The organism is uncultured Merdimmobilis sp. (genome assembly GCF_902471145.1).
Classification (GTDB): Bacteria; Bacillota; Clostridia; order Oscillospirales; family Ruminococcaceae; genus Merdimmobilis; species Merdimmobilis hominis.
This window is the reverse complement of the sequence record NZ_CABRJC010000003.1, coordinates 96,646-116,699: the sequence shown is the minus strand read 5'-3', so window position 1 is coordinate 116,699 and position 20,054 is coordinate 96,646. Positions and strand designations below refer to the sequence as shown.

Annotated in this window: 14 protein-coding genes; 9 read left to right on the top strand and 5 right to left on the bottom strand. The window is 57.7% G+C overall.

The features are described 5' to 3' along the window. Nucleotides 1–13 precede the first annotated feature (13 nt). From smc to rpsU, 9 genes are all read left to right on the top strand, one after another. Nucleotides 14–3,574 (top strand): chromosome segregation protein SMC, encoded by a 3,561-nt coding sequence (gene smc / locus RDQ42_RS03325; protein ID WP_308588281.1) that lies wholly within the window; start codon nucleotides 14–16, stop codon nucleotides 3,572–3,574. A gap of 18 nt (nucleotides 3,575–3,592) precedes the next feature. Next, nucleotides 3,593–4,555, top strand: a complete 963-nt coding sequence (ftsY, locus tag RDQ42_RS03320) for a signal recognition particle-docking protein FtsY (RefSeq protein ID WP_231358479.1) — start codon at nucleotides 3,593–3,595, stop codon at nucleotides 4,553–4,555. A 2-nt stretch (nucleotides 4,556–4,557) separates the two neighbouring features. Continuing rightward, on the top strand, nucleotides 4,558–5,145 hold the full coding sequence (gene rdgB, locus RDQ42_RS03315) for an RdgB/HAM1 family non-canonical purine NTP pyrophosphatase (RefSeq protein ID WP_231358478.1): 588 nt from the start codon (nucleotides 4,558–4,560) through the stop codon (nucleotides 5,143–5,145). An 18-nt stretch (nucleotides 5,146–5,163) separates the two neighbouring features. After that, nucleotides 5,164–5,451: a YhbY family RNA-binding protein gene (locus RDQ42_RS03310; RefSeq protein WP_054331032.1), complete on the top strand. Its 288-nt coding sequence runs from the start codon at nucleotides 5,164–5,166 to the stop codon at nucleotides 5,449–5,451. Nucleotides 5,452–5,469: 18 nt separating this feature from the next. Continuing rightward, nucleotides 5,470–6,648, top strand: coding sequence for a nicotinate (nicotinamide) nucleotide adenylyltransferase (gene nadD / locus RDQ42_RS03305; protein ID WP_071427173.1), 1,179 nt, complete (start codon nucleotides 5,470–5,472; stop codon nucleotides 6,646–6,648). A 144-nt stretch (nucleotides 6,649–6,792) separates the two neighbouring features. Then, nucleotides 6,793–7,704, top strand: coding sequence for an LCP family protein (locus tag RDQ42_RS03300; RefSeq protein WP_054331033.1), 912 nt, complete (start codon nucleotides 6,793–6,795; stop codon nucleotides 7,702–7,704). A gap of 29 nt (nucleotides 7,705–7,733) precedes the next feature. Next, nucleotides 7,734–8,093, top strand: coding sequence for a ribosome silencing factor (gene rsfS, locus RDQ42_RS03295; protein WP_231358477.1), 360 nt, complete (start codon nucleotides 7,734–7,736; stop codon nucleotides 8,091–8,093). Between the two features lie 56 nt (nucleotides 8,094–8,149). Next, complete coding sequence (leuS, locus tag RDQ42_RS03290) at nucleotides 8,150–10,561, top strand: leucine--tRNA ligase (RefSeq protein WP_269215273.1); 2,412 nt, start codon at nucleotides 8,150–8,152, stop codon at nucleotides 10,559–10,561. A gap of 293 nt (nucleotides 10,562–10,854) precedes the next feature. Next, nucleotides 10,855–11,031: a 30S ribosomal protein S21 gene (gene rpsU / locus RDQ42_RS03285; protein ID WP_054331035.1), complete on the top strand. Its 177-nt coding sequence runs from the start codon at nucleotides 10,855–10,857 to the stop codon at nucleotides 11,029–11,031. A 184-nt stretch (nucleotides 11,032–11,215) separates the two neighbouring features. Here rpsU and RDQ42_RS03280 read toward each other — a convergent pair whose 3' ends face one another. The 5 genes from RDQ42_RS03280 to RDQ42_RS03260 form a co-directional block, all read right to left on the bottom strand. Then, nucleotides 11,216–12,952 (bottom strand): NADH-dependent [FeFe] hydrogenase, group A6, encoded by a 1,737-nt coding sequence (locus tag RDQ42_RS03280; protein WP_308588277.1) that lies wholly within the window; start codon nucleotides 12,950–12,952, stop codon nucleotides 11,216–11,218. Beyond that, nucleotides 12,942–14,252, bottom strand: a complete 1,311-nt coding sequence (locus RDQ42_RS03275) for an NADH-quinone oxidoreductase subunit F (RefSeq protein ID WP_231358475.1) — start codon at nucleotides 14,250–14,252, stop codon at nucleotides 12,942–12,944. The genes RDQ42_RS03280 and RDQ42_RS03275 overlap by 11 nt, the downstream gene beginning before the upstream one ends. Before the next feature lie 31 nt (nucleotides 14,253–14,283). Then, nucleotides 14,284–14,766 carry an NAD(P)H-dependent oxidoreductase subunit E gene (locus tag RDQ42_RS03270; RefSeq protein WP_143117127.1) on the bottom strand — a complete coding sequence of 161 codons (483 nt, stop codon included), beginning with the start codon at nucleotides 14,764–14,766 and terminating at the stop codon, nucleotides 14,284–14,286. Nucleotides 14,767–15,289: 523 nt separating this feature from the next. Beyond that, a complete protein-coding gene (locus tag RDQ42_RS03265; RefSeq protein WP_308588275.1) occupies nucleotides 15,290–17,263 on the bottom strand; it encodes a S9 family peptidase in 1,974 nt (657 codons plus the stop codon). Nucleotides 17,264–17,530: 267 nt separating this feature from the next. Then, complete coding sequence (locus tag RDQ42_RS03260) at nucleotides 17,531–19,519, bottom strand: S9 family peptidase (protein ID WP_308588273.1); 1,989 nt, start codon at nucleotides 19,517–19,519, stop codon at nucleotides 17,531–17,533. Nucleotides 19,520–20,054 lie beyond the last annotated feature (535 nt).

Below are 20,054 nucleotides of genomic sequence, written 5' to 3'. Positions count from 1 at the left end.
GGGGGAATGCCGCATGCAGCTGAAAGTGCTGGAAATCCAGGGGTTTAAATCCTTTCCCGACCGCACCCGGCTGACCTTCGGCCCGGGGATCACCGCAGTGGTGGGCCCCAACGGCAGCGGGAAAAGCAACATCTCCGACGCGGTGCGCTGGGTACTGGGGGAACAGTCCAGCCGCACCCTGCGGGGCGCCAAGATGGAGGATGTCATCTTCGGCGGCACCCAGACCCGCCGCTCCCAGGGGTACGCCTTTGTGTCCCTCACCATCGACAACCGGGACCGCGCCCTCCCTATGGAAGAAGATGAGGTCACCGTGTCCCGCAAGCTCTACCGCTCCGGGGAGAGCGAATACCGCATTGGCAGCGCTCAGGTCCGGCTGCGGGACGTCTACGAGCTGTTTCTGGACACCGGCCTGGGGCGGGACGGTTACTCGGTCATCGGCCAGGGGAAGATCGCAGAGATCGTCTCCGCCAAGGACAGCGACCGGCGGGAAATTTTTGAGGAAGCTGCCGGAATCGCCAAATTCCGGTTCCGCCGCACCGAGGCGGAGCGCCGCCTGGCCGCCGCCCGGGAGAACCTGGACCGGCTGCGGGACATTTTGGGGGAGCTGGAAAGACGGGTGGAACCCCTGCGGCAGGAGAGCGAAAAGGCCAAGGAATTCCTCGTTTTAGCGGGGGAGAAAAAGACGCTGGAAATCTCCCTGTGGATGGATAACCTGCGCAAGGCCCGGGCCCTCATCCGGGCGGAGGAGGACAAAATCCTGGTGGAGCAGTCCCGCCGCAAGGAACTGGATGGGGAGATCGCCGGGGTGGAGGCTGAAATCGCCGCCCTGTACCAAAAGATGCAGGAGGCGTCGGTGCAGGCGGAGGAAGCGCGCTCCCAGGTGAAAAGCCGGGAGGAGGCCGCCGCCGCCCGCACTGCCGAGATCGCCGTGTGCGAAAACAACCGGGAGCACAACCAGCAGGCACAAAGGGAAATCGCTGCCCAGCTGGAAGAATCCGGCCAGGCCGGGGCGGAATCGGAACAGGCCATTGCCGCCCTGGAAAGCCTGATGCAGGAGAAATCTGCCGCTCTCGATGCCCTGCGTCAAGAAGGGGAGGCCCTGGGCAGGGAATTGGCTGCATCTCAGGAGGAGGGGACCGCCATCCAGCGGGAGATCGACCGGCAGCGCGCCCTGCGGGATGCGGTGTACCTGGACGTCTCCAAGGCCGGGGCGGAAAAGGATGCCTCCGCTTCCTTGTTGGAGGAGGCCCGGGCCCGGATAGAAGAAGGGGCACGGCAGGACTTCGCCTCCCTATTGGCGGAGGTGGAGGCCCAGCTGGCCCAGGCAAAAGAGGACCTCACCGCTTTGGAGGAGGAAGCCTCCGGGCTGGAAAATACCGGAAAGGGCTATCGCCTGCGGCTGGAGCGAAAGGCCGCCAAGCGGGAGGAGCTCCTCGCCCAGCGACAAAAATGGGAGGACCAGCTGCGGGAAAAATCCCAGCGGGCCCGCCTGTTGGAGGACCTGGAAAACAGCATGGAGGGCTTTGCCCAAAGTGTGAAATACATCGTAAAGCAGGGGAAGAAGGGCCTCTTGCAGGGCATTGTGGGGCCGGTCTCCCAATTGATCGCCGCCAAGGGGGAACACGCCTTAGCCATCGAAACCGCTTTAGGCGGCGCCATGCAGAATATTGTGGCTGAGGATGAGGAAGCCGCCAAGGCGGCCATCCGGCAGCTTTCCCGGGACCGGGCTGGGCGGGCCACCTTCCTGCCCCTCACCTCGGTGAAGGGAAACCGGCTGGACGTCCGCTCCCTCTCCCGCCAGGCGGGGTTTGTAGGGCTGGCCGCTGACCTGGTTACATACGATCCCCGTTTTGAAGGGGTCGTGGCCTGGCTTCTTGGCCGGGTGGTTGTGGCGGAGGATTTGGACGCCGCTGTGGCCATCGCCAAGGGGGCCAGGTATCAGTTCCGGGTGGTGTCGCTGGATGGCCAGGTGGTCAACGCAGGGGGCTCCCTCACTGGGGGTTCTACGGCAAAATCCGCCGGCGCCCTCAGCCGCCGCACCGAAATTGAAACCCTCACTCAAGAAGTGAGCGCCCTGACTGCCAAGATCGGGGAATTGGAGAAGAAGCTTCTCGCCGCCCAGGGGGAGATCGGCCGGGACCAGGCGGAATTGACCGCTCTGGAATCCCGGAAAAAGACCCTTTCCGAGGATGCCATCCGGCTGGAAAGCCGGTTGCAGCGCCTCACCCAGCGGCGGCAGGAACTGCGGGAGGCGAGGGACTTCGCCCAAGGGGAAACCCAGCGCCTCAGCGCCCGGGCCAAGGAGTTGGAGGGCCAGAACCAAGCTGCCCACCGGCTGTTGGAAGAGCTGACCGCCCGCCTTTCTGAGGTGGAAATCCAGTTGGAAACCGCCCTCCTGCGCAAGGAGAAGCACCAGGGCCTTCTGGGGGAACTCCAGGATCGCCTCTCCCAAAACAGCCTCTCCGCCCTGGCGGCAGAGAAGGATGTGGAGCGGCTTTCTGGCCGGCGGGACCAGTTGCGGCAGCAGCGGGAAAACCAGGCGAACCGGGGCCAGGAACTGATTGCCCGGGCCGAAGCCCTCGTCGGGGAAAACGCGGCCATAGGGAAGAAGATCGAGGATCTGCAAGCTCAGCGGGCCCAAAGCCAGCGACAAGCCGAGGAGCTTCGGGGGAAAATCCTGGAGCTCATGGCCCAGCGGGAGACTTGGGAAGGGGAGACCACCCAGCTGAGAGGGCGGGAAAAAGAGCTCTCCGCCAAGCGGGAAGACAGCGCCCGCAGCCTAGCCCGTTTGGAGGAGCGCAGGCTGAACCTCCAGGGGAGCTATGACGGCGTCATCCAGCGGCTGTGGGATGAGTATGAGATGACCCGCACCGAAGCGGAGGCCCTGGCCCAGCCGGTGAAGGACCTGCCCGCCGCCCAGCGCCGTTTGCAGGAGCTGAAAGGGAAGATCAAGGCCCTCGGCAATGTCAATTTGGGGGCTCTGGAGGAGTATGAAGAGGTCTCTGGCCGGTATGAGGCGCTGAAGGGGCAGGTGGAGGATGTCACCCAATCGGAGGAGGAGCTCTCTCGCCAGATCGGCGGCCTCACCCGGGAGATGCGGGAAATCTTCGCGGAAAGTTTCCAAAAAATTGCCCGCCAGTTTTCTAAAATCTTCGCCGAGCTGTTTGGCGGCGGACGCGCTAGCCTCTCCCTCACTGGGGAGGATGTGCTGGAATGCGGCATTGAAATCGCCGTTCAGCCCCCCGGCAAGGTGATTAAAAACCTTTCTGCCCTTTCCGGCGGGGAACAGGCCTTTGTGGCCATCGCCATATACTTCGCCATTTTGACCGTCAACCCCGCGCCTTTCTGCCTCCTAGACGAGATCGAAGCGGCGCTGGATGACGTGAATGTGGATAAATTTGCCCGGTACTTGCGCCGCCTGTGCGGAAAAACCCAGTTTATCGCCATCACCCACCGCCGCGGCACCATGGAGGAAGCCGACGTCCTGTATGGGGTCACCATGCAGGAAGAAGGGGTCTCCAAACTGTTGGAATTGAAGGTGAGCGAGCTGGAAAGCAAGCTGGGCATGAAATAACTATCGTGAGGTGATCCTGTGGGATTTTTTAGCAAAATCAGCGAGGGGCTCAAAAAAACAAGGGACTCCTTCGCAAAAAAGGTGGAGGCCATCACCAATTCCTTCACCACCATCGACGACGACCTGATGGATGAGCTGGAGGAGACTCTCATCCTCTCTGACGTGGGTGTGACCACTTCCCAGCACATTGTGGAGGCGCTGCGCCGCCGCATCAAGGAGCGGGGGGTCACCGATGCCCGGGAGGTCAAGGGGCTGCTCAAGGAGATCATCGCCGAGATGCTGGAGGGCGGCCAGGAGCTGAACCTCTCCACCAAGCCGGCGGTTATCCTGGTCATTGGGGTCAACGGGGTGGGCAAGACCACCACCATCGGCAAGCTGGCCCACCAGCTCAAAGAGGAGGGCAAGACCGTCCTGTTGGCGGCGGCAGATACCTTCCGGGCCGCGGCCATCGACCAGCTGGAGATCTGGGCTGACCGGGCCGGGGTGGACCTCATCAAGCACCAGGAGGGGTCAGACCCCGCCGCGGTGGTGTTTGACGCGGTAAATGCCGGCCGGGCCCGGGGGGTGGACGTCATCATCTGCGACACCGCCGGGCGGCTCCACAACAAGAAAAACCTGATGGATGAACTGGCCAAAATCAGCCGGGTCATTGCCCGGGAACTGCCGGACAGCGCGCTGGAGACCCTGCTGGTGCTGGATGGCACCACCGGCCAGAACGCCCTCAACCAGGCAAAGCTGTTTGGGGAGGCCGCCGGCCTCACCGGCATCGTGCTGACCAAGCTGGATGGCACCGCCCGGGGCGGCGTGGTCATCGGTATCAAGGAAGAATTGAAAATCCCGGTGAAATACATCGGCGTGGGCGAGGGCATCGACGACCTGCGGCCCTTTGACCCGGTGGACTTTGCCGACGCGCTGTTCGGGGAGGAGTCCTCTAAGGAGATTCCACAAGAGGAAGCCCCCATCCCCCAGGAGGAGGAATAATCATGGAAATCATTGTAGCAACCCGCAACCAAGGCAAGATGCGGGAATTCGCCCGCATCTTGGAAGAATTCGGCTGCACCGTCATCGGCATGGAAGAGGCCGGGGTGGACATGGAGATTGAGGAGGACGGCTCCACCTTTGGGGAGAATGCCACCATCAAGGCCATGACCATCCACAAGGTGACCGGCAAGCCGGCCATCTCCGACGACTCCGGCTTGTGTGTCGATTACCTGGACGGCCGCCCCGGGGTATACTCCGCCCGGTACCAAGGGGAGGACACCCCCTATCCCGAAAAGATCGCCGCCTTGCTGGCGGAGCTGAAGGACGCCGCCCCCGAGGAGCGCACTGCCCGGTTCACCAGCGCCATCTGCTTTGTGGGAGAGGATTCCACTCCTCATCTCTTTGAGGCCAGCTGCGAAGGGACCATCGGCTATGAGTGCCGTGGGGAGAATGGCTTCGGATACGACCCCATCTTCTACGTGGGGGAGAGGAGCTTTGCCCAACTCTCCGGCGAGGAAAAGGACGCCATGAGCCACCGGGGCAAAGCCCTGCGACTCTTTGCAGAAGAGCTGCCTCAATTATTAAAATAAACAACTAGGAGAATGCAAGTGATCACATCAAAACAACGCGCAAAACTCAAATCCCTGGCCAACCCGATGGAGACCATCTTCCAAATTGGGAAATCCGGCATTTCGGAAGCTACGGTGAAGCAGGTGAACGACGCCCTCACTGCCCGGGAGCTGATCAAGCTGCGGGTGCTGGAAACCGCCCCCGCCTTCGCCCAGGAGACGGCACAGGAGCTGGCCGCCCTGACCGGCTCTGAGGTGGTGCAGGTCATCGGCACCCGGATCGTCCTGTACCGCCGCAATGACAAAGACCCCAAAATCGAGCTGTAACTAAGGGAGGCGCAGCCTATGAAAATCGGCGTTTTCGGCGGCACCTTTAACCCCATCCATCAAGGACATCTGTCGCTGGCCACCCAATTTGCAGACCGGCTGGGGTTGGACAGGGTATTGCTCATCCCCACGGCCATCCCGCCCCACAAGTCGGCACAGGACCTTGCCCCAGCGGAGCACCGGCTGAACCTCTGCCGTCTGGCCGCCAAAACCGATCCCCGGTTTGTCCCCTGCGATTTGGAGCTGCGGAGGGAGGGCCCCAGCTATACGGTGATGACCCTGCGGGAACTGCGGAACGCTTATCCCAAGGAGGATGAATTCTTCCTCCTGATGGGGTCGGATATGTTTTTGACCTTTGAAAGCTGGTATATGGCCGGGGAGATCGCCCTTCTATGCACCCTTTGCGGCGGCGCCCGGGACGGGGGAGAGCTGGAAGCCCTCCAGGCTAAGGAGAAAGAGTACCGCGCCCGCGGCTGGAGCTGCCGGGTACTGGACATCCAGGTAAAGCCCCTCTCTTCCACCCAGGTGCGGAAGAAGATCCGTCAAGGGGAGCCGGTGGAAGGGTTTCTGCCGCCCCAGGGGGAGGAATACATCCGCCAAAACGGCCTCTATGGATTGGACCCGGGCAAGTATGTGTACGACATCGGGGGGTATGTGGCGCAGATGAAAACCCTGTTAAAGGACAGCCGCCGCATCCACTCCCTGTATGTGGCAAAGCAGGCGGTCCGCCTGGCCAAGCGCTGGGGGGAGAATGAAACCTATGCCTTAGTGGCGGGCCTTCTCCACGATATTCAGAAGAACGTCCCCGGCGACGAGCAGTTGCAAAGGATTGTAAATTCTGATATAATTTTTGAGAAAACTTTGCCGCAGCAGCCCAAACTTTGGCACGCGGCGGCGGGGGCCATCTACCTGCGGGATGCATTAAACATCCACAACCTTCAAATACTAAATGCAGTGCGGTATCACACCACTGGCCGGGCAAATATGACCCGGCTGGAGCAGATTGTCTACCTGGCCGATTTGACCTCCAAAGACAGAACATACGGCGGGGTGGAAAAGATGCGCGATTTGGCGGATACTTCCTTGGATGACGCAATGCGGGAGGCGATGGAGTTTATCATGGGCGACCTTTTGCAGAAAAAGGCGCTGATCAACTCCGATACGCTGGGCGCTTACAATTGTTATGTTGTGCGCTGAATAAGGGAGGCGCGGCATTTGGCCGGTGGGTTCAACAAGTTTCGGTGGCTTCTCATCCCTGTACTGTTGGGGGTGACGGTGTTTTTTCTGCGCTGGCCTGGGGCCGCGGTTCCGGATGGGCCGGACTCCCCTGGGGAGAGGGAAATGGAGTTTGAACCCCTCTCAGCGAAAGCGGTGACGGTGTTGGGCTGCGGCATCGACGAGACCGGTATGCTCACCGACGTGATCATCCTGGGCCGCTTTGACCTGGAAACCGACCGTATCAGCCTTTTGCAAATCCCCCGGGATACCTATATCGGGGACGGGTATGTCACCGGCAAGATCAACGCGGTCTACGGCCATCCCAAGGGGGACAGCGGCATCCAGGAGCTGAAAACACTGGTGGAAAAGCAGCTCCAGCTCCCCATCGACTACACAGCGACTATCACCCTTTCTGGCCTGCGAAGCATGGTGGACGCCATGGGCGGGGTGGAGGTGGAGGTCCCCTTCCAGATGGAGTACCTGCCCGGCATGGTGCTGGAGGAGGGGAAACAGCGGCTGAATGGAGAGCAGGCGGAGTGGTTTATCCGGTACCGCAAAGGCTATGCCACTGGCGATATCGGCCGCCTGGGCGCTCAGAAGGAGTTCCTTCACGGGGTATTAGATGCGGTGCGGCGGGAAGGGCGGCTCAAGTCCATCCAAATCCTTTTGGACCACGCCGGCGAGGTGAAAACCGACCTGCCCCTCGGGCAGATGGCCAGCCTTGCCAACCGGGCTTACCAGGTTCCGGACAGCGGGGTGGAGTTCTATCTGCTCCCAGGCCGGGGGACTTATCACAACGGCTACTCGGTCTATGAAGCGGATCGGGAAGCCCTGGCGGATCTTTTGAATGAAGCGTTCCGCCCGGTGGGGGAGGAAGTTCCCCCATCCCAGCTGGAGGTGGCCGCAGTGCCGCTCCCGCCGCCTGAGCCGGAAGAACCGGCCAGTGAGGAAGAACAACCCATAGAAGAATCGGCCGGTGAGGGGAACTTACCGGGCGATTTGATAGAGAATCCCAGCGCTTTTCCCACAGATTAGGCGTATGGGACGGTAAAGGAGGGGAAAAGATGACAGCATTGGAACTGGCAAAAAAGGTTGCCGCCCTGCTGGATGCCAAAAAAGCCAAGGATGTAGAAGCCATTGATATCAATGGCCTGACCACCATCGGCGATTATTTTGTGGTGGCTTCGGGCAGCAGCACCTCCCAGACCAAAGCGCTGGCCGACGAGGTGGAGGAAAAACTCTCCCAGCTGGGCGTTGAGCCCAAACGGGTGGAGGGGTATAATTCCGCCGCCTGGATTTTGCTCGATTACAGCGATGTGATCGTCCATGTGTTTCTGGAGGAGGCCCGGGAGTTTTATTCGCTGGACCGACTATGGGCGGACGCGCCTCGCGTCGATCTGTCGGATGTGCTGACCCAGGACTGATTCCTGCCCGCTGTGACACAAAATCCATGCCGAACGGCATTTGGGAGGTACCTACATTGAAATATGAGTTTGCGGCCATTGAACAAAAATGGCAAAAAATTTGGGCGGACAAGCATGTCTTTGCCGCCACCAACGATTACACCAAGCCGAAATATTACGCCTTGGTGGAGTTCCCCTACCCCTCGGGGCAGGGCTTACACGTGGGCCATCCCCGCTCCTATACCGCCCTGGACATCGTGGCGCGCAAACGCCGCCTGGAGGGGTACAACGTGCTGTATCCCATGGGGTGGGACGCCTTTGGCCTGCCCACTGAGAACTTCGCCATTAAGAACCACATCCACCCGGAGATTGTCACCCGGCAGAATGTGGCCCGCTTCAAATCCCAGCTCCAGTCTCTCGGTCTCTCCTTTGACTGGGACCGGGAAATCAACACCACCGACCCCAGTTACTACAAATGGACCCAGTGGATTTTCCTCCAGCTGTTTAAACACGGCCTGGCCTATAAAAAGGAGATGAACGTCAACTGGTGCACTTCCTGTAAAGTGGTTCTGGCCAACGAGGAGGTCGTGGGCGGCGTCTGCGAGCGCTGCGGCGGCCAGGTCATCCACAAGGTAAAAAGCCAGTGGATGCTGAAAATCACCGAATATGCCCAGCGGCTGATCGACGACCTTGATATGGAGGGTCTGGATTACATAGACCGGGTCAAGACTTCCCAGAAGAACTGGATCGGCCGCTCCACCGGCGCAGAGGTGACCTTTGCCACCACCGCCGGCGATGACCTGCTTATCTACACCACCCGCCCAGATACCCTGTACGGCGCCACCTACATGGTCATGTCGCCGGAGCACCCCTTCCTGGAGAAGTGGGCGGACAAGATCGCCAACCTGGAGGAGATCAAGGCCTACCAGCAGCAGGCGGCCCAAAAGTCCGACTTTGAACGCTCAGAAGTGAACAAGGACAAGACTGGCATCCGCATCGACGGGGTGCGGGGCATCAACCCCGTCAACGGCAAGGAGATCCCCATCTTCGTCTCCGATTATGTGCTGATGACCTACGGCACCGGCGCCATCATGGCGGTCCCCGGTCACGACACCCGGGACTGGGAGTTCGCCAAAAAGTTCGGCCTGCCCATCGTTGAGGTGGTCAAAGGCGGCGATGTGGAGAAGGAAGCCTTCACCGACTGCGAGACCGGCATTATGGTCAACTCCGGCATGCTGGACGGCCTGACAGTGGAAGAGGCCAAGAAGAAGATCATCGCCTGGCTGGAAAAAGAAGGAAAAGGACAGCCCAAGGTCAACTACAAACTGCGTGACTGGGTGTTCTCCCGCCAGCGTTACTGGGGCGAACCCATCCCCATTGTCTATTGCGAGAAGTGCGGCTATGTTCCCCTGCCGGAGAGTGAGTTGCCCTTGACCCTGCCTGAGGTGGAAAGCTATGAGCCCACCGAAAATGGCGAATCCCCCTTGGCGAAGATGGACGCCTGGGTCAACACCACCTGTCCCTGCTGCGGCGGCCCCGCCAAACGGGAGACCGACACCATGCCCCAGTGGGCAGGCTCCTCCTGGTACTTTATGCGCTACTGCGACCCCACCTGCGACACTGCTTTGGCTGCTAAAGAGGCCCTGGACTACTGGCTGCCGGTGGACTGGTACAACGGCGGCATGGAGCACACCACTCTGCACCTGCTCTACTCCCGGTTCTGGCACAAATTCCTCTATGACATCGGTGTAGTCAGCTGTCCCGAACCCTATGCCAAACGGACAAGCCACGGTATGATCCTGGGCGAAAACGGGGAGAAGATGAGCAAATCCCGGGGCAATGTGGTCAACCCCGATGACATTGTCAAGGAATACGGCGCCGATACCATGCGCCTCTATGAGATGTTCATTGGCGATTTTGAGAAGAGCGCCCCTTGGAACACCTCCTCCATTAAGGGCTGCAAACGGTTCCTGGAGCGTATCTGGGGCCTGCAGGATGTCCTCACCGATGGGGAGGGATACTCTAAGGAGCTGGAAACCTCTTTCCACAAGACCATCAAGAAGGTCAGTGAGGATATCGAGGAGATGAAGTTCAACACCGCTATCGCGGCGATGATGAGCCTGCTCAACGAAATCACCGACAAGGGGAGCATCACCCGTGGGGAGTTTAAAACTTTCCTCCTGTTGCTCAATCCCTTTGCCCCCCATATTGCGGAAGAACTCTGGGAGGTCTGCGGCTTCGGCGGCATGATCACCGACCAGAAATGGCCCTCCTATGATGAGGCAAAGTGCAAGGATGCCAGCGTGGAGATCGCAGTGCAGGTGAACGGCAAGGTAAAGGCCCGTGTGGTCATTCCCGCCGATTGCAGCAACCAGGATGCCATTGCCGCCGCCAAGGCCAATGAGTCCATCGCAGCGGCCATAGCAGGCAAAACAGTGGTCAAGGAGATCTGTGTCCCCGGCAAATTGGTCAACATCGTGGTAAAATGATCGCAAAGCGATCATTGGGGAAGAAATCCCTGTCAGGGTGCGGCCCTTCCTGCGGCAAAGCCGCATCGGGATTTTTCCAGTTTATGTAGACTTTATATTTAAAATAATCAGTTCCGCTGGGTCTTGCTGCCCCTCTGGATGAAAGGGTTCTCTTCAAAAAAGAATTTGGAAGAAACTTGTATTCAATGGGGGCAAAGGTATTGACATCCTAGTGCATGATATTGTATAATATTCGATGTTATCCACTTGGGATAAAAACTCCTGCCGGTTGGGCGTAAGGAGGGATATTGTAAATGGCAGAAATTCGTATTAAAGATAACGAGTCTTTGGATAGCGCTCTTAGAAGATTTAAGAGACAGTGCGCTAGAGCTGGCGTTCTGGCTGAGGTTCGCAAAAGAGAGCACTACGAAAAACCTTCCGTCAAACGGAAAAAGAAGTCTGAAGCTGCTCGGAAACGCAAATTCAAATAGGGTTTGTGTCCTCTAAGGAAGAGAAAAGCGAACGGGGTTATTCCCGTTCGCTTTTTTTCGTATGATAAAAAACAAATCCCCTAAAGAGAAGGGGGAAATGTCTTCCTCCACCTAGGCGGGGAAGGGGTAGGATATACAAGAACGCCCCGTGGAACGTTTGCGTCCCGCGGGGCGTTTTGCTTTTTTAGTGGCTCCGGTCGGTATAATGGGTGTGGAGCAGTTCATGGGCCAGATGGCCGTTGGGCTCGCCCAGGAATTCATCGTACAGGGCGAGAATTTCCGGGTTTTTGTGGGACTGGCGGATTTTGCTGTCCTTATCCACCTTGTAGAGGCCGGTCATCCGGTTGGAGCGGATAGCCGCAGTGGTGCGGAAGGGCTGCCCGCCGCCGCCTACACAGCCGCCTGGGCAGCACATGATCTCAATGAATTGGTAGTCGGCCTCACCGGCGCGAACTTTATCCATCAAGATTTTGGCGTTGGAGAGGCCATTGGCAACTGCAACTTTCACGGTGGTGCCATCCAAATCCAAAGAGGCTTCTTTGATGCCCTCATGACCCCGCAGTTCGTTAAAATCAAGACTCTGGGGCTCTTTGCCGGTGACAATCTCATAGACGGTGCGGACTGCGGCCTCCATGACCCCTCCAGAGGTGCCGAAGATGGCTCCCGCACCGGAGGCAAGGCCCAACGGACTGTCAAACTCTTCTTCCGGCAGGGCGCCAAATTGGATGCCGGCCAGGCGGATCATCTTAGCCAATTCCCGGGTGGTAAGGACCACATCTACATCCTGGTAGCCGCTGGAGTTCATCTCCGGCCGCTGAGCCTCGTATTTCTTAGCCACGCAGGGCATAATGGAGACCACGAACATCTTCTCCCGGGGGATTTCCATTTTGTCGGCGTAATAGGTCTTAGCCACTGCGCCAAACATCTGCTGGGGGGATTTGCAGCTGGAGACAAGATCCAGCAGGTCAGGATATTTCTTCTCCACATAGTTGATCCATCCGGGGCTGCAGGAGGTGATCATCGGCAGATTTTTGCCGCTCTTGAGGCGGGAGAGAAGCTCGTTACCCTCCTCCACAATGGTCAGGTCGGCGGAGAAGTTGGTGTCAAACACCTTGTCAAAGCCCAGGCGGCGCAGGGCGGCCACCATCTTGCCGGTGGCAATAGCCCCTTTCTCCATGCCGAACTCCTCGCCGATGGCCACACGGACCGCAGGTGCGGTCTGGACCACCACGTGGAGGTCTTTGTTGGAGAGGGCGTCCCACACCTTTTGGGTGTCGTCTTTCTCATAGAGGGCGCCCACCGGGCAGGCGGCAATGCACTGGCCGCAGTAGACACAGGGGGATTCGCTCAAAGGCTTTTCAAAAGCGGTGGTGATTTTAAAGCCGGTAGAGCGGCCGGAATAGCCGATGGCATTGACCTCCTGAACCGCCTGGCAGGCGTCCACACAGCGGCCGCAGCGGATGCATTTGCTCATATCCCGGACCATGGCGGGATTGCTCAAATCTTTGGGGACAGGGCGGTAGACCGGGTCAAAGGCGTTTTTGCGGATGCCGAACTCCTCCGCCAGGGTTTGGAGCTCGCACTTGCGATTGCGCTCGCAATGGAGGCAGTCCTGGGGATGGTTGGCCAGCAGCAGCTCCAAAATCGTGCGGCGGGCCCGGCGGACCCCTTCGGTGTTGGTAAAGATGTCGCCGCACTCGTCCACAATGTTATTGCAGGCGGTTTTCAAGCGGCGGCTCCAGGTGTCTTCCACCACACAGATGCGGCAGAAAGCCCGGACGGTCAAGTCGGGGTGATGGCACAGGGAGGGGATTTTAATGCCGATTTTTTTAGCGGCCTCCATAATAGTTGTGCCGGAGGGCACAGTGACCGGGATGCCGTCGATTTTGACAGTAACCATTTTGTTGGGATCAATATGCATAGGTATCACCATTCTTTCTGCTGTTGAAGCACACAGGGCAGACGCCATTGATGTGGGCGATAAATTCTTCCCGGGCGTGGATGAGGCAGGAATCCAGGGCGGTGGTAGCAGACTGGCCAAGGCCGCAGGAGGAAGCCATCGCCATGGTGAGGGAGAGCCGCTCCAGCCGTTCAAAGTCCTGCATGGTGGCCACACCGTCGGAGAATTTTTGGAGGATCAGGCGGATCTGGCGGTTGCCTTCCCGGCAGGGGACGCATTTGCCGCAGCTTTCATGGATGAAGAAGTCGGCCACCTTTTTCAGGTAATCGATGATGCAGACCGATTCATCCAGCACCACCACTGCGCCGGAACCTACCGAAAGTCCCACCTTTTTCAGGGCATCGTGGGAGTAGACGGTGTCCAGCTGATGGGGGAAACCGATGGGGCCGGATTGGCCGCCCAGGTGGTAGAATTTCAATTCCTTGCCGCCGGGGATGCCCCCGCCCAGCTCGGGATCATAGATGATGTCCCGCAGGGTAACCCCGTGCATGGGGATTTCATAGGTGCCCCGATTGTTGACATTGCCGGAGAGGCAGATGAGCTTGGTACCGCCGCTGTTCTCCGAACCCAGTTCCAGGAACTGTTTGCCGCCCATGGAAAGGATGACCGGGATGCCCGCAAAGGACTCCACGTTGTTCACCAAGGTGGGCATGGAGAAGAGGCCAACCTCCGCTAGATGGGGCGGTTTGACCCGGGGCCGTCCGGTTTTGGCTTCAATGGAGTTGAGTAGGCCGGAGTTCTCGCCGCAGATATAAGCGCCGGCGCCGGACACGATGTGAACTCGGAAGGAGAAATCCGTCCCGCAGATGTTGTCCCCTAAGAATCCAGCAGACTCCGCATTGGCGATAGCGGCCTGGAAGATCCGCTGGATTTCTCGGTATTCGCCGCGGATGTAGATGTAACCGTCGTGGGAATCAAAGACATAGCCGGCGATCAGCATGCCCTCGATGACCAAGAGAGGGTCTTTTTCCAGCAAGACTTTGTCCTTAAAGGTGCCGGGCTCGCCCTCATCGGCATTGCAGACGATGTATTTGGGGAAGGTGGGGATCTCATAGAGTTGCTTCCATTTTTTACCCGCTGGGTAAGAAGCGCCGCCGCGGCCTAGAAGCTTGGCGTCCATCACCTCGTTGATGATCTCCATAGGCTCCATAGCCAGCGCCTTGCGGAAGGCTTCAAAGCCGCCGGTGGCCACATACTCCTTGACCGAGTCCGGCCGGATTCTGCCGCAGCGCGCTGTCAGAACAGACATGGTTTTTGGCATGTGAAAAACATCCTTTCCTTCGATTTGGGGTCTAGCCCTCCAGGTTGTTGGTCAGGTCGGAGAGGATCTTGCGGATCTTCTCCTCGGTCAGGTTGCCATAGACCCGGTCACCGATTTTGATTACCGGGCCGATGTCACAGGCGCCGACACAGGGCATGTATTGAAGGGTAAACAAGCCGTCCGCTGTGGTCTGGCCGAAGTTGATCCCCAGCTCCTGGCGAAGGAACTGGGCAATCCGGTCGGATTTGGAGACGTAGCAGGGGGCATTGTTGCAGACCTCAATGAGGAAGCGGCCCCGGGGCTTTGTCTCCAACATGGCATAGAAGGTCAGGATGTCGTACAGCTTCACCAGGGGGATGCCCATTTCCCGGGAAACAATCTCTGCGGCCTCCTCACTGATGTAGTTTTTGCCTGAGGCCTTTTGGATGTCCAGGAGAATGGACAGCAACTTTTGTTGGTCGCGGCCCTGTTCGTCCAGAATTTTGGTGATTTGCATTTCGAACTGGTTGGCCATGGTGCTTCCTCCTTGTGGATTTTTTTGAATGTTAAGAAGAAATTTCTTGCAAAATACAGCTGCGGTACAAGACTAGCAAAGGTATCAAATTTCGATTTTTTCTATCTTAATTTGCTTCCCATTGATGATACCTATTATAAGAGGAGAGGCTAAAGCAGTCAATAGATACAACATAAAAATAAAAGTTCCCAATCCATTGTTTGTCAAGTGTTGAACAATATGGGGGAAAATGCATATTCTTCAAGAGAAATGCATGCATCCTGCATTTTTCAGCGCAGGAGCCGACCCGGGGAAGGTCTGGCATCCCTCCCCAGCGGCAAATACAGATAAAAAACTGCTGGGGAGAAAAGGAGCTAACTCCATTATCGCACAACTCATATTTGGGTGCAATTGATGAAAAATAGAAATAAAACTGAACTTTTGTAGATATTTTGATAAACAAAGGGAAAGGAGACCATTTGGATGGAATCCAACGTCAAAAGGCAGGTTTTGCCCGATCCCAATGGCTTTCCTAGGAAGGGGGCTATTCCAGATATTTCTGGAACCAGTCTGTCATCTCCTTCAAGCGGCGGATGCGGTGCCTCGGAGTGCCGCTGCGGCTCAGCTCATGGTTTTCCCCGTGAAACAGGCAAAGGCGCGTCTGTACCCCGTGGAGCTTGAGGGCGGTGAACATCTGGAGCCCTTCGGCCATCCAGCAGCGGAAATCCTGGTCAGAATGGAGAAAAAGGGTAGGGGTTTTTACCTGGCTGGCGTATTTGAGGGGGGAACAGTCCCACAGTGGAGTGGGGTCCGGCCAGGGCATCCCCCCAACTTGGTCGGCGTTGTAGTAGTAGCCGATGTCGGTGGTGAGGATTTTGGTGATCCAGTTGGAAATACTCCGCTGGGAGACGGCACAGGCGAACCGGTGGGTGTGGCCGATGATCCAGTTGGTCATATACCCCCCGTAGCTGCCCCCGGTCACCCCCAGCCGCTCCCGGTCGATTTGGGGATACGCCTCCAAGACCTGGTCGGTAAAGTCCATAAAATCCTCATAATCTACCCGGCCGAACTGGTTCCGGATGTCTGAGAAGGCGTCGCCCCGGCCATCGCTGCCCCGGGGATTGACATAAAAGACAAAATACCCCTTGGCAGCCAGAACCTGCATCTCGTGGAGGAAGGCAGCGCCATAGGCGGTTTTTGGCCCGCCGTGGATGCTGAGTATGCCCGGATAAACTCTGCACTCATCAAAGTCCGCCGGAGGGATTACCCAGCCATCCAGACGCAGGCCCTTTTTTTCAATGGGGAAATAAACGGGTTCACAAACCGTATGGCTGTTCCGGTATTCCTCGTTGCAGGCGGTCAACTGGGTCTCCACCCCATCCCGGAGGCAATACAGCTCCTGTAGGCGGGTGCCCCGGGTGCCGATGAAGTAATACTCCCCCTCTTTGCCCCGGGCGAAGCACTCGATGGAGCCATTGTCCCGGCCCAGAAGGGAGATCCGGCCATCTTGGGAGAGGGTGGCGATGTAGTCACTGCCGCCCCGGGTTGTGATGTAGGAAAAAGTATCCCCTTCCAGGGAGAAACCGCTGCCGCCGCCCAGCTTGCAGTCCAAGGTCATGGAGCTGTGGATGCTGAAGTCGTTCTCTGCAAGTAAAACGAGGCGCCCCTCCCGCACCCAATAAAAATTGGGGGACTCATTCATGGCATAGCGCTTCATGTCGGTGGCGGCCAGGAAGATTTCCTCCCCCCAGAAGCCGGCATACTCCATTTTATAGACCCCGTCCTCCACCAGAACCTGGTGGGAGCCGCGCTGGATGTGGTAGCGGGTAAGGGCGCTGGTCAGGTTGTATTTCTCCCGGTAGGTGCTGGAGATGTAGAGGACTTCCTCCCCCTGGACTTGGTAGAAGCTGACGTTTTCCAGCTCCCCAGTGATGGGCCGCAGTTCCCCAGAGGAACGGTCGTAGAAATAAAGCCGCTGCCGCCACTTGCTGGTATACCCCCTGCCGTTGGAGCAGTAGGGAATTTCATCCAGGACGGTGTAGTCCTTCCCTTCCCGGAGGCAGGCGGCCTGTTCTTCTTGGGACAAGGCGTGGAAATCGGGCAGGGTGCTGTTGGTGCGGGCCAGCAGCACAAAGCGCCGGCTGTCCAGCGGCTTAGCGGAAATGACTTCCAGCGGGATGCGCATATGCTCACAGGCTTCACCGCCCCGGATGTCGATGGCGTAGAAAGCTGTCCAAGGCTCACCTTGGGCTTTTTTCTTCCGCAGTTCTGGGTCCCGCAGGCCGGGGAAAAGGATGGTGGAGCCATCCAGCCAGAAGAAGCTCTTTTCCCTCCCGCCGGAAGTGAGCATCCGGGTGGTTTGGCTCACGGTGTCGTAGAGATAGAGGCTGCCGATATAGCTGTTTTGATCGCTGGCAGCCTGCTGCACCACAAAAGCGATGTGCCGGTTGTCGGGGGACAGGGCGAGACCGGAGAGATACCGGTACTCCAACAGGTCTTGTATTTCAATAGGTTTCATAAGAAATCTCCTTGGGGCGGCGGGCCGCCGTTGTATTGATAAAATCGATTACACAGGCAAATTGGATTTGATTTTATTATCGCATGGCATTCGATTTGGCACAATAGACGGGAAAGAGAAATAGCAGAGGGATGTTTGTATATATTTTTTTGCTTTGGGGAAAACACGGCCAATTGAGGAAAGATGCCCCTAGTATTGGGGAAGTCTAAAACGCAAAAACGGGATGGCGCGGCTTTTGCCGCGCCATCCCGCTTGGAAACAGGAACGCTATTTCAGGAATTTTTCAAACCAATTGGTGATCTCGTCCAGGCGGCGGATGCGGTGGTTGGGCTTGCCGCCGCGGCTCAGCTCGTGGTTCTCGCCGTGGAACATGCACAGGCGGCTTTCCACCCCGTGGAGCTTGAGTGCGGTGAACATCTGGAGCCCTTCCACCAGCCAGCAGCGGTAGTCCTCATCTGAGTGGATAAATAAGGTGGGGGTTTTCACCTGGTCGGCGTATTTAAGGGGGGAATGCCACCACATTTTTTCCACATTGTCCCAGGTGTTGGCCGCCATCTGGTCGTCGCCAAACCGGTAGCCGATGTCAGTGGTGTTGGAAAAAGACACCCAGTTGGAGATGCTCCGCTGGGAGGCTGCACAGGCGAACCGGTCGGTGTGGCCGATGATCCAGTTGGTCATAAAGCCGCCGTAGCTGCCGCCGGTAACTCCCATGCGGGCGGTGTCGATGGCAGGGTATTTGGCGATGACCGCATCGGTGAACTTCATCAGGTCGTCGTAGTCATAGGTGCCATAGGCGCCTCGCAGTTCAGCGAAGGCGTCGCCCCGGCCGTCGCTTCCCCGGGGATTCATAAAGAAGACAAAGTATCCCATGCCGGCCCAAGCCTGCATCTCATGGAAGAAGACGGTGCCAAAGGCAGTCTTGGGACCGCCGTGGATGTCGATAACCGCCGGGTACTTCTTACTGGGATCATAACCGTAGGGAGGGATGACCCAGCCCTCCAGGGTGATGCCATCGTTCTCAAAGAAGCAGGGCTCAGGGGTGGCGATGGCGTGGGCTGTGAAGTACTCCTCGTTGAAGGAGGTCATCCGCTTTTCCTCTTTGCCGCACAAGCTGTACAGCTCGGGGAGGCGCATGCCCCGCTGGCCGATAAAGTAGAAGCAGTCATCGCCCAGGTCAAAATCATCGATGGAGCCGATGGGTTCGCCGATGAGCTCCACCTTGTCACAACCCAAAGTCACTTTGCCAATGTGGTTGGCATGGCCCCGGGTGGTGATGAAGAAGAGGCTATCGCCACTGGTGTGGTAACCGCCGTATTTGCCCAGCTTCACGTCGGAGCCCAAGGTGCTGGCGATGCTGTAATCGTTCTCCGCAATCAGTTCCAAGCCCTTTTCGCCAACCACATAGAAGTTGTAGGCGGTGTTCATGCCATGGGCTTTGCGGTCGGTGGCCGCCACGATGATCTTATCCCGCAGGAAGTCGGCATAGCCCAGTTTCAAATCCTCATCCTGGCAGACGAGGGTTTTCTTTTCGCCGGAGGCGATGTCATACAGGTAAAGGCCGCTGGCCTGGTCCAGGATGTCGTCGTAGCTGGTGGAGATGTAGAGGAGTTTGCCGTCTTTGGTTTTGAGGAGGCCCACCGTCTCATTCTCCGCGGTGACAGGGGTCAGCTTCCCGGTGGACTTGTCAAAAAGGTAGAGGCGGTTGCGGTCCTTGTTGACAAACCCCGCGCCGTTGCTCCAGTAGGGGAGCTCGTCTAGGACCTCATAATCCTTCTCCGCTTTCCGGTCGGCGATGGCTTTTTCTTTTTCTTCGCCGCAAAGGCTGTGGAGGTCGGGGGCGTATTTGTTGTATTTGGCGGTGAGGGCAAACAGGTCGCCGCCCAGGGGTTTGACTGCGGTCACCGAGAGGGGGACCCGCATAAACTCGACTGCTTCGCCGCCGGTGACGTCGATGGAATAGTAGACCGTCCAGGGCTCGCCTTTTTTGGAGGCTTCCGTCAGAGCTTTATTCCGCTTGGCCGAGGGGAAGATCAGGGTGGTGTCATCCAGCCAAGTGTAGGACTTGCCATCCCCCTGGGAGGTGAGGCGGCGGACAGCGCCGCTGGCGATCTCATAGAGGTAGATATCCCCATCGTAATCGTTGTCCTTGCCGTTTGCTTTCTGTACAACCAGAGCAGCGCGGGTCTTGTCGGGGGACAGGGTCAGGGAAGACAGAAAATGGAACGAGAAAAGATCTTGGATTTTTACATTTTCCACGGAAAAGACCTCCTTCTGTCGATGTGAACGGATTTTGTAATTTCATTATCGCACATTATAAGGATAGTTTGCAATAGAACAACCTTAGAATCGACGCTGGAAATCTTGTGTATATTGCTTTTGTAGATGGGGGAGAAAGCAATCAGGTTTGGAACTATTGACGATGTGATGTGCACGGTGAGAGGACGGTGTGATTCCCACAGCAGCATGAGGGAGAAGGCTCCGTTTAAAGACGGCCTGGCTTCATGGCGGGACGGATATTTGCGGAGGGTCAAAACCGAAAGATGGTGGCTATGGGAAGGGTTTTGTGCTACAATAATCGCAAAGAGATTATTGGGGAAGAAATTTCTATCGGGCGGAGCGCCCTCCTGGGGCAAAGCCCCACCGAAATTTTTCCTGTTTGTGCAGACTTTATGCTACAATAATCGCAAAGAGATTATTGGGGAAGAAATTTCTGTATTTCTTGGGGAAGATAAAGGGGAGAAGGGGCCGGCGCCTTTTTGAAGCTCCCAATCCAACTAGACAAACAAAAAAT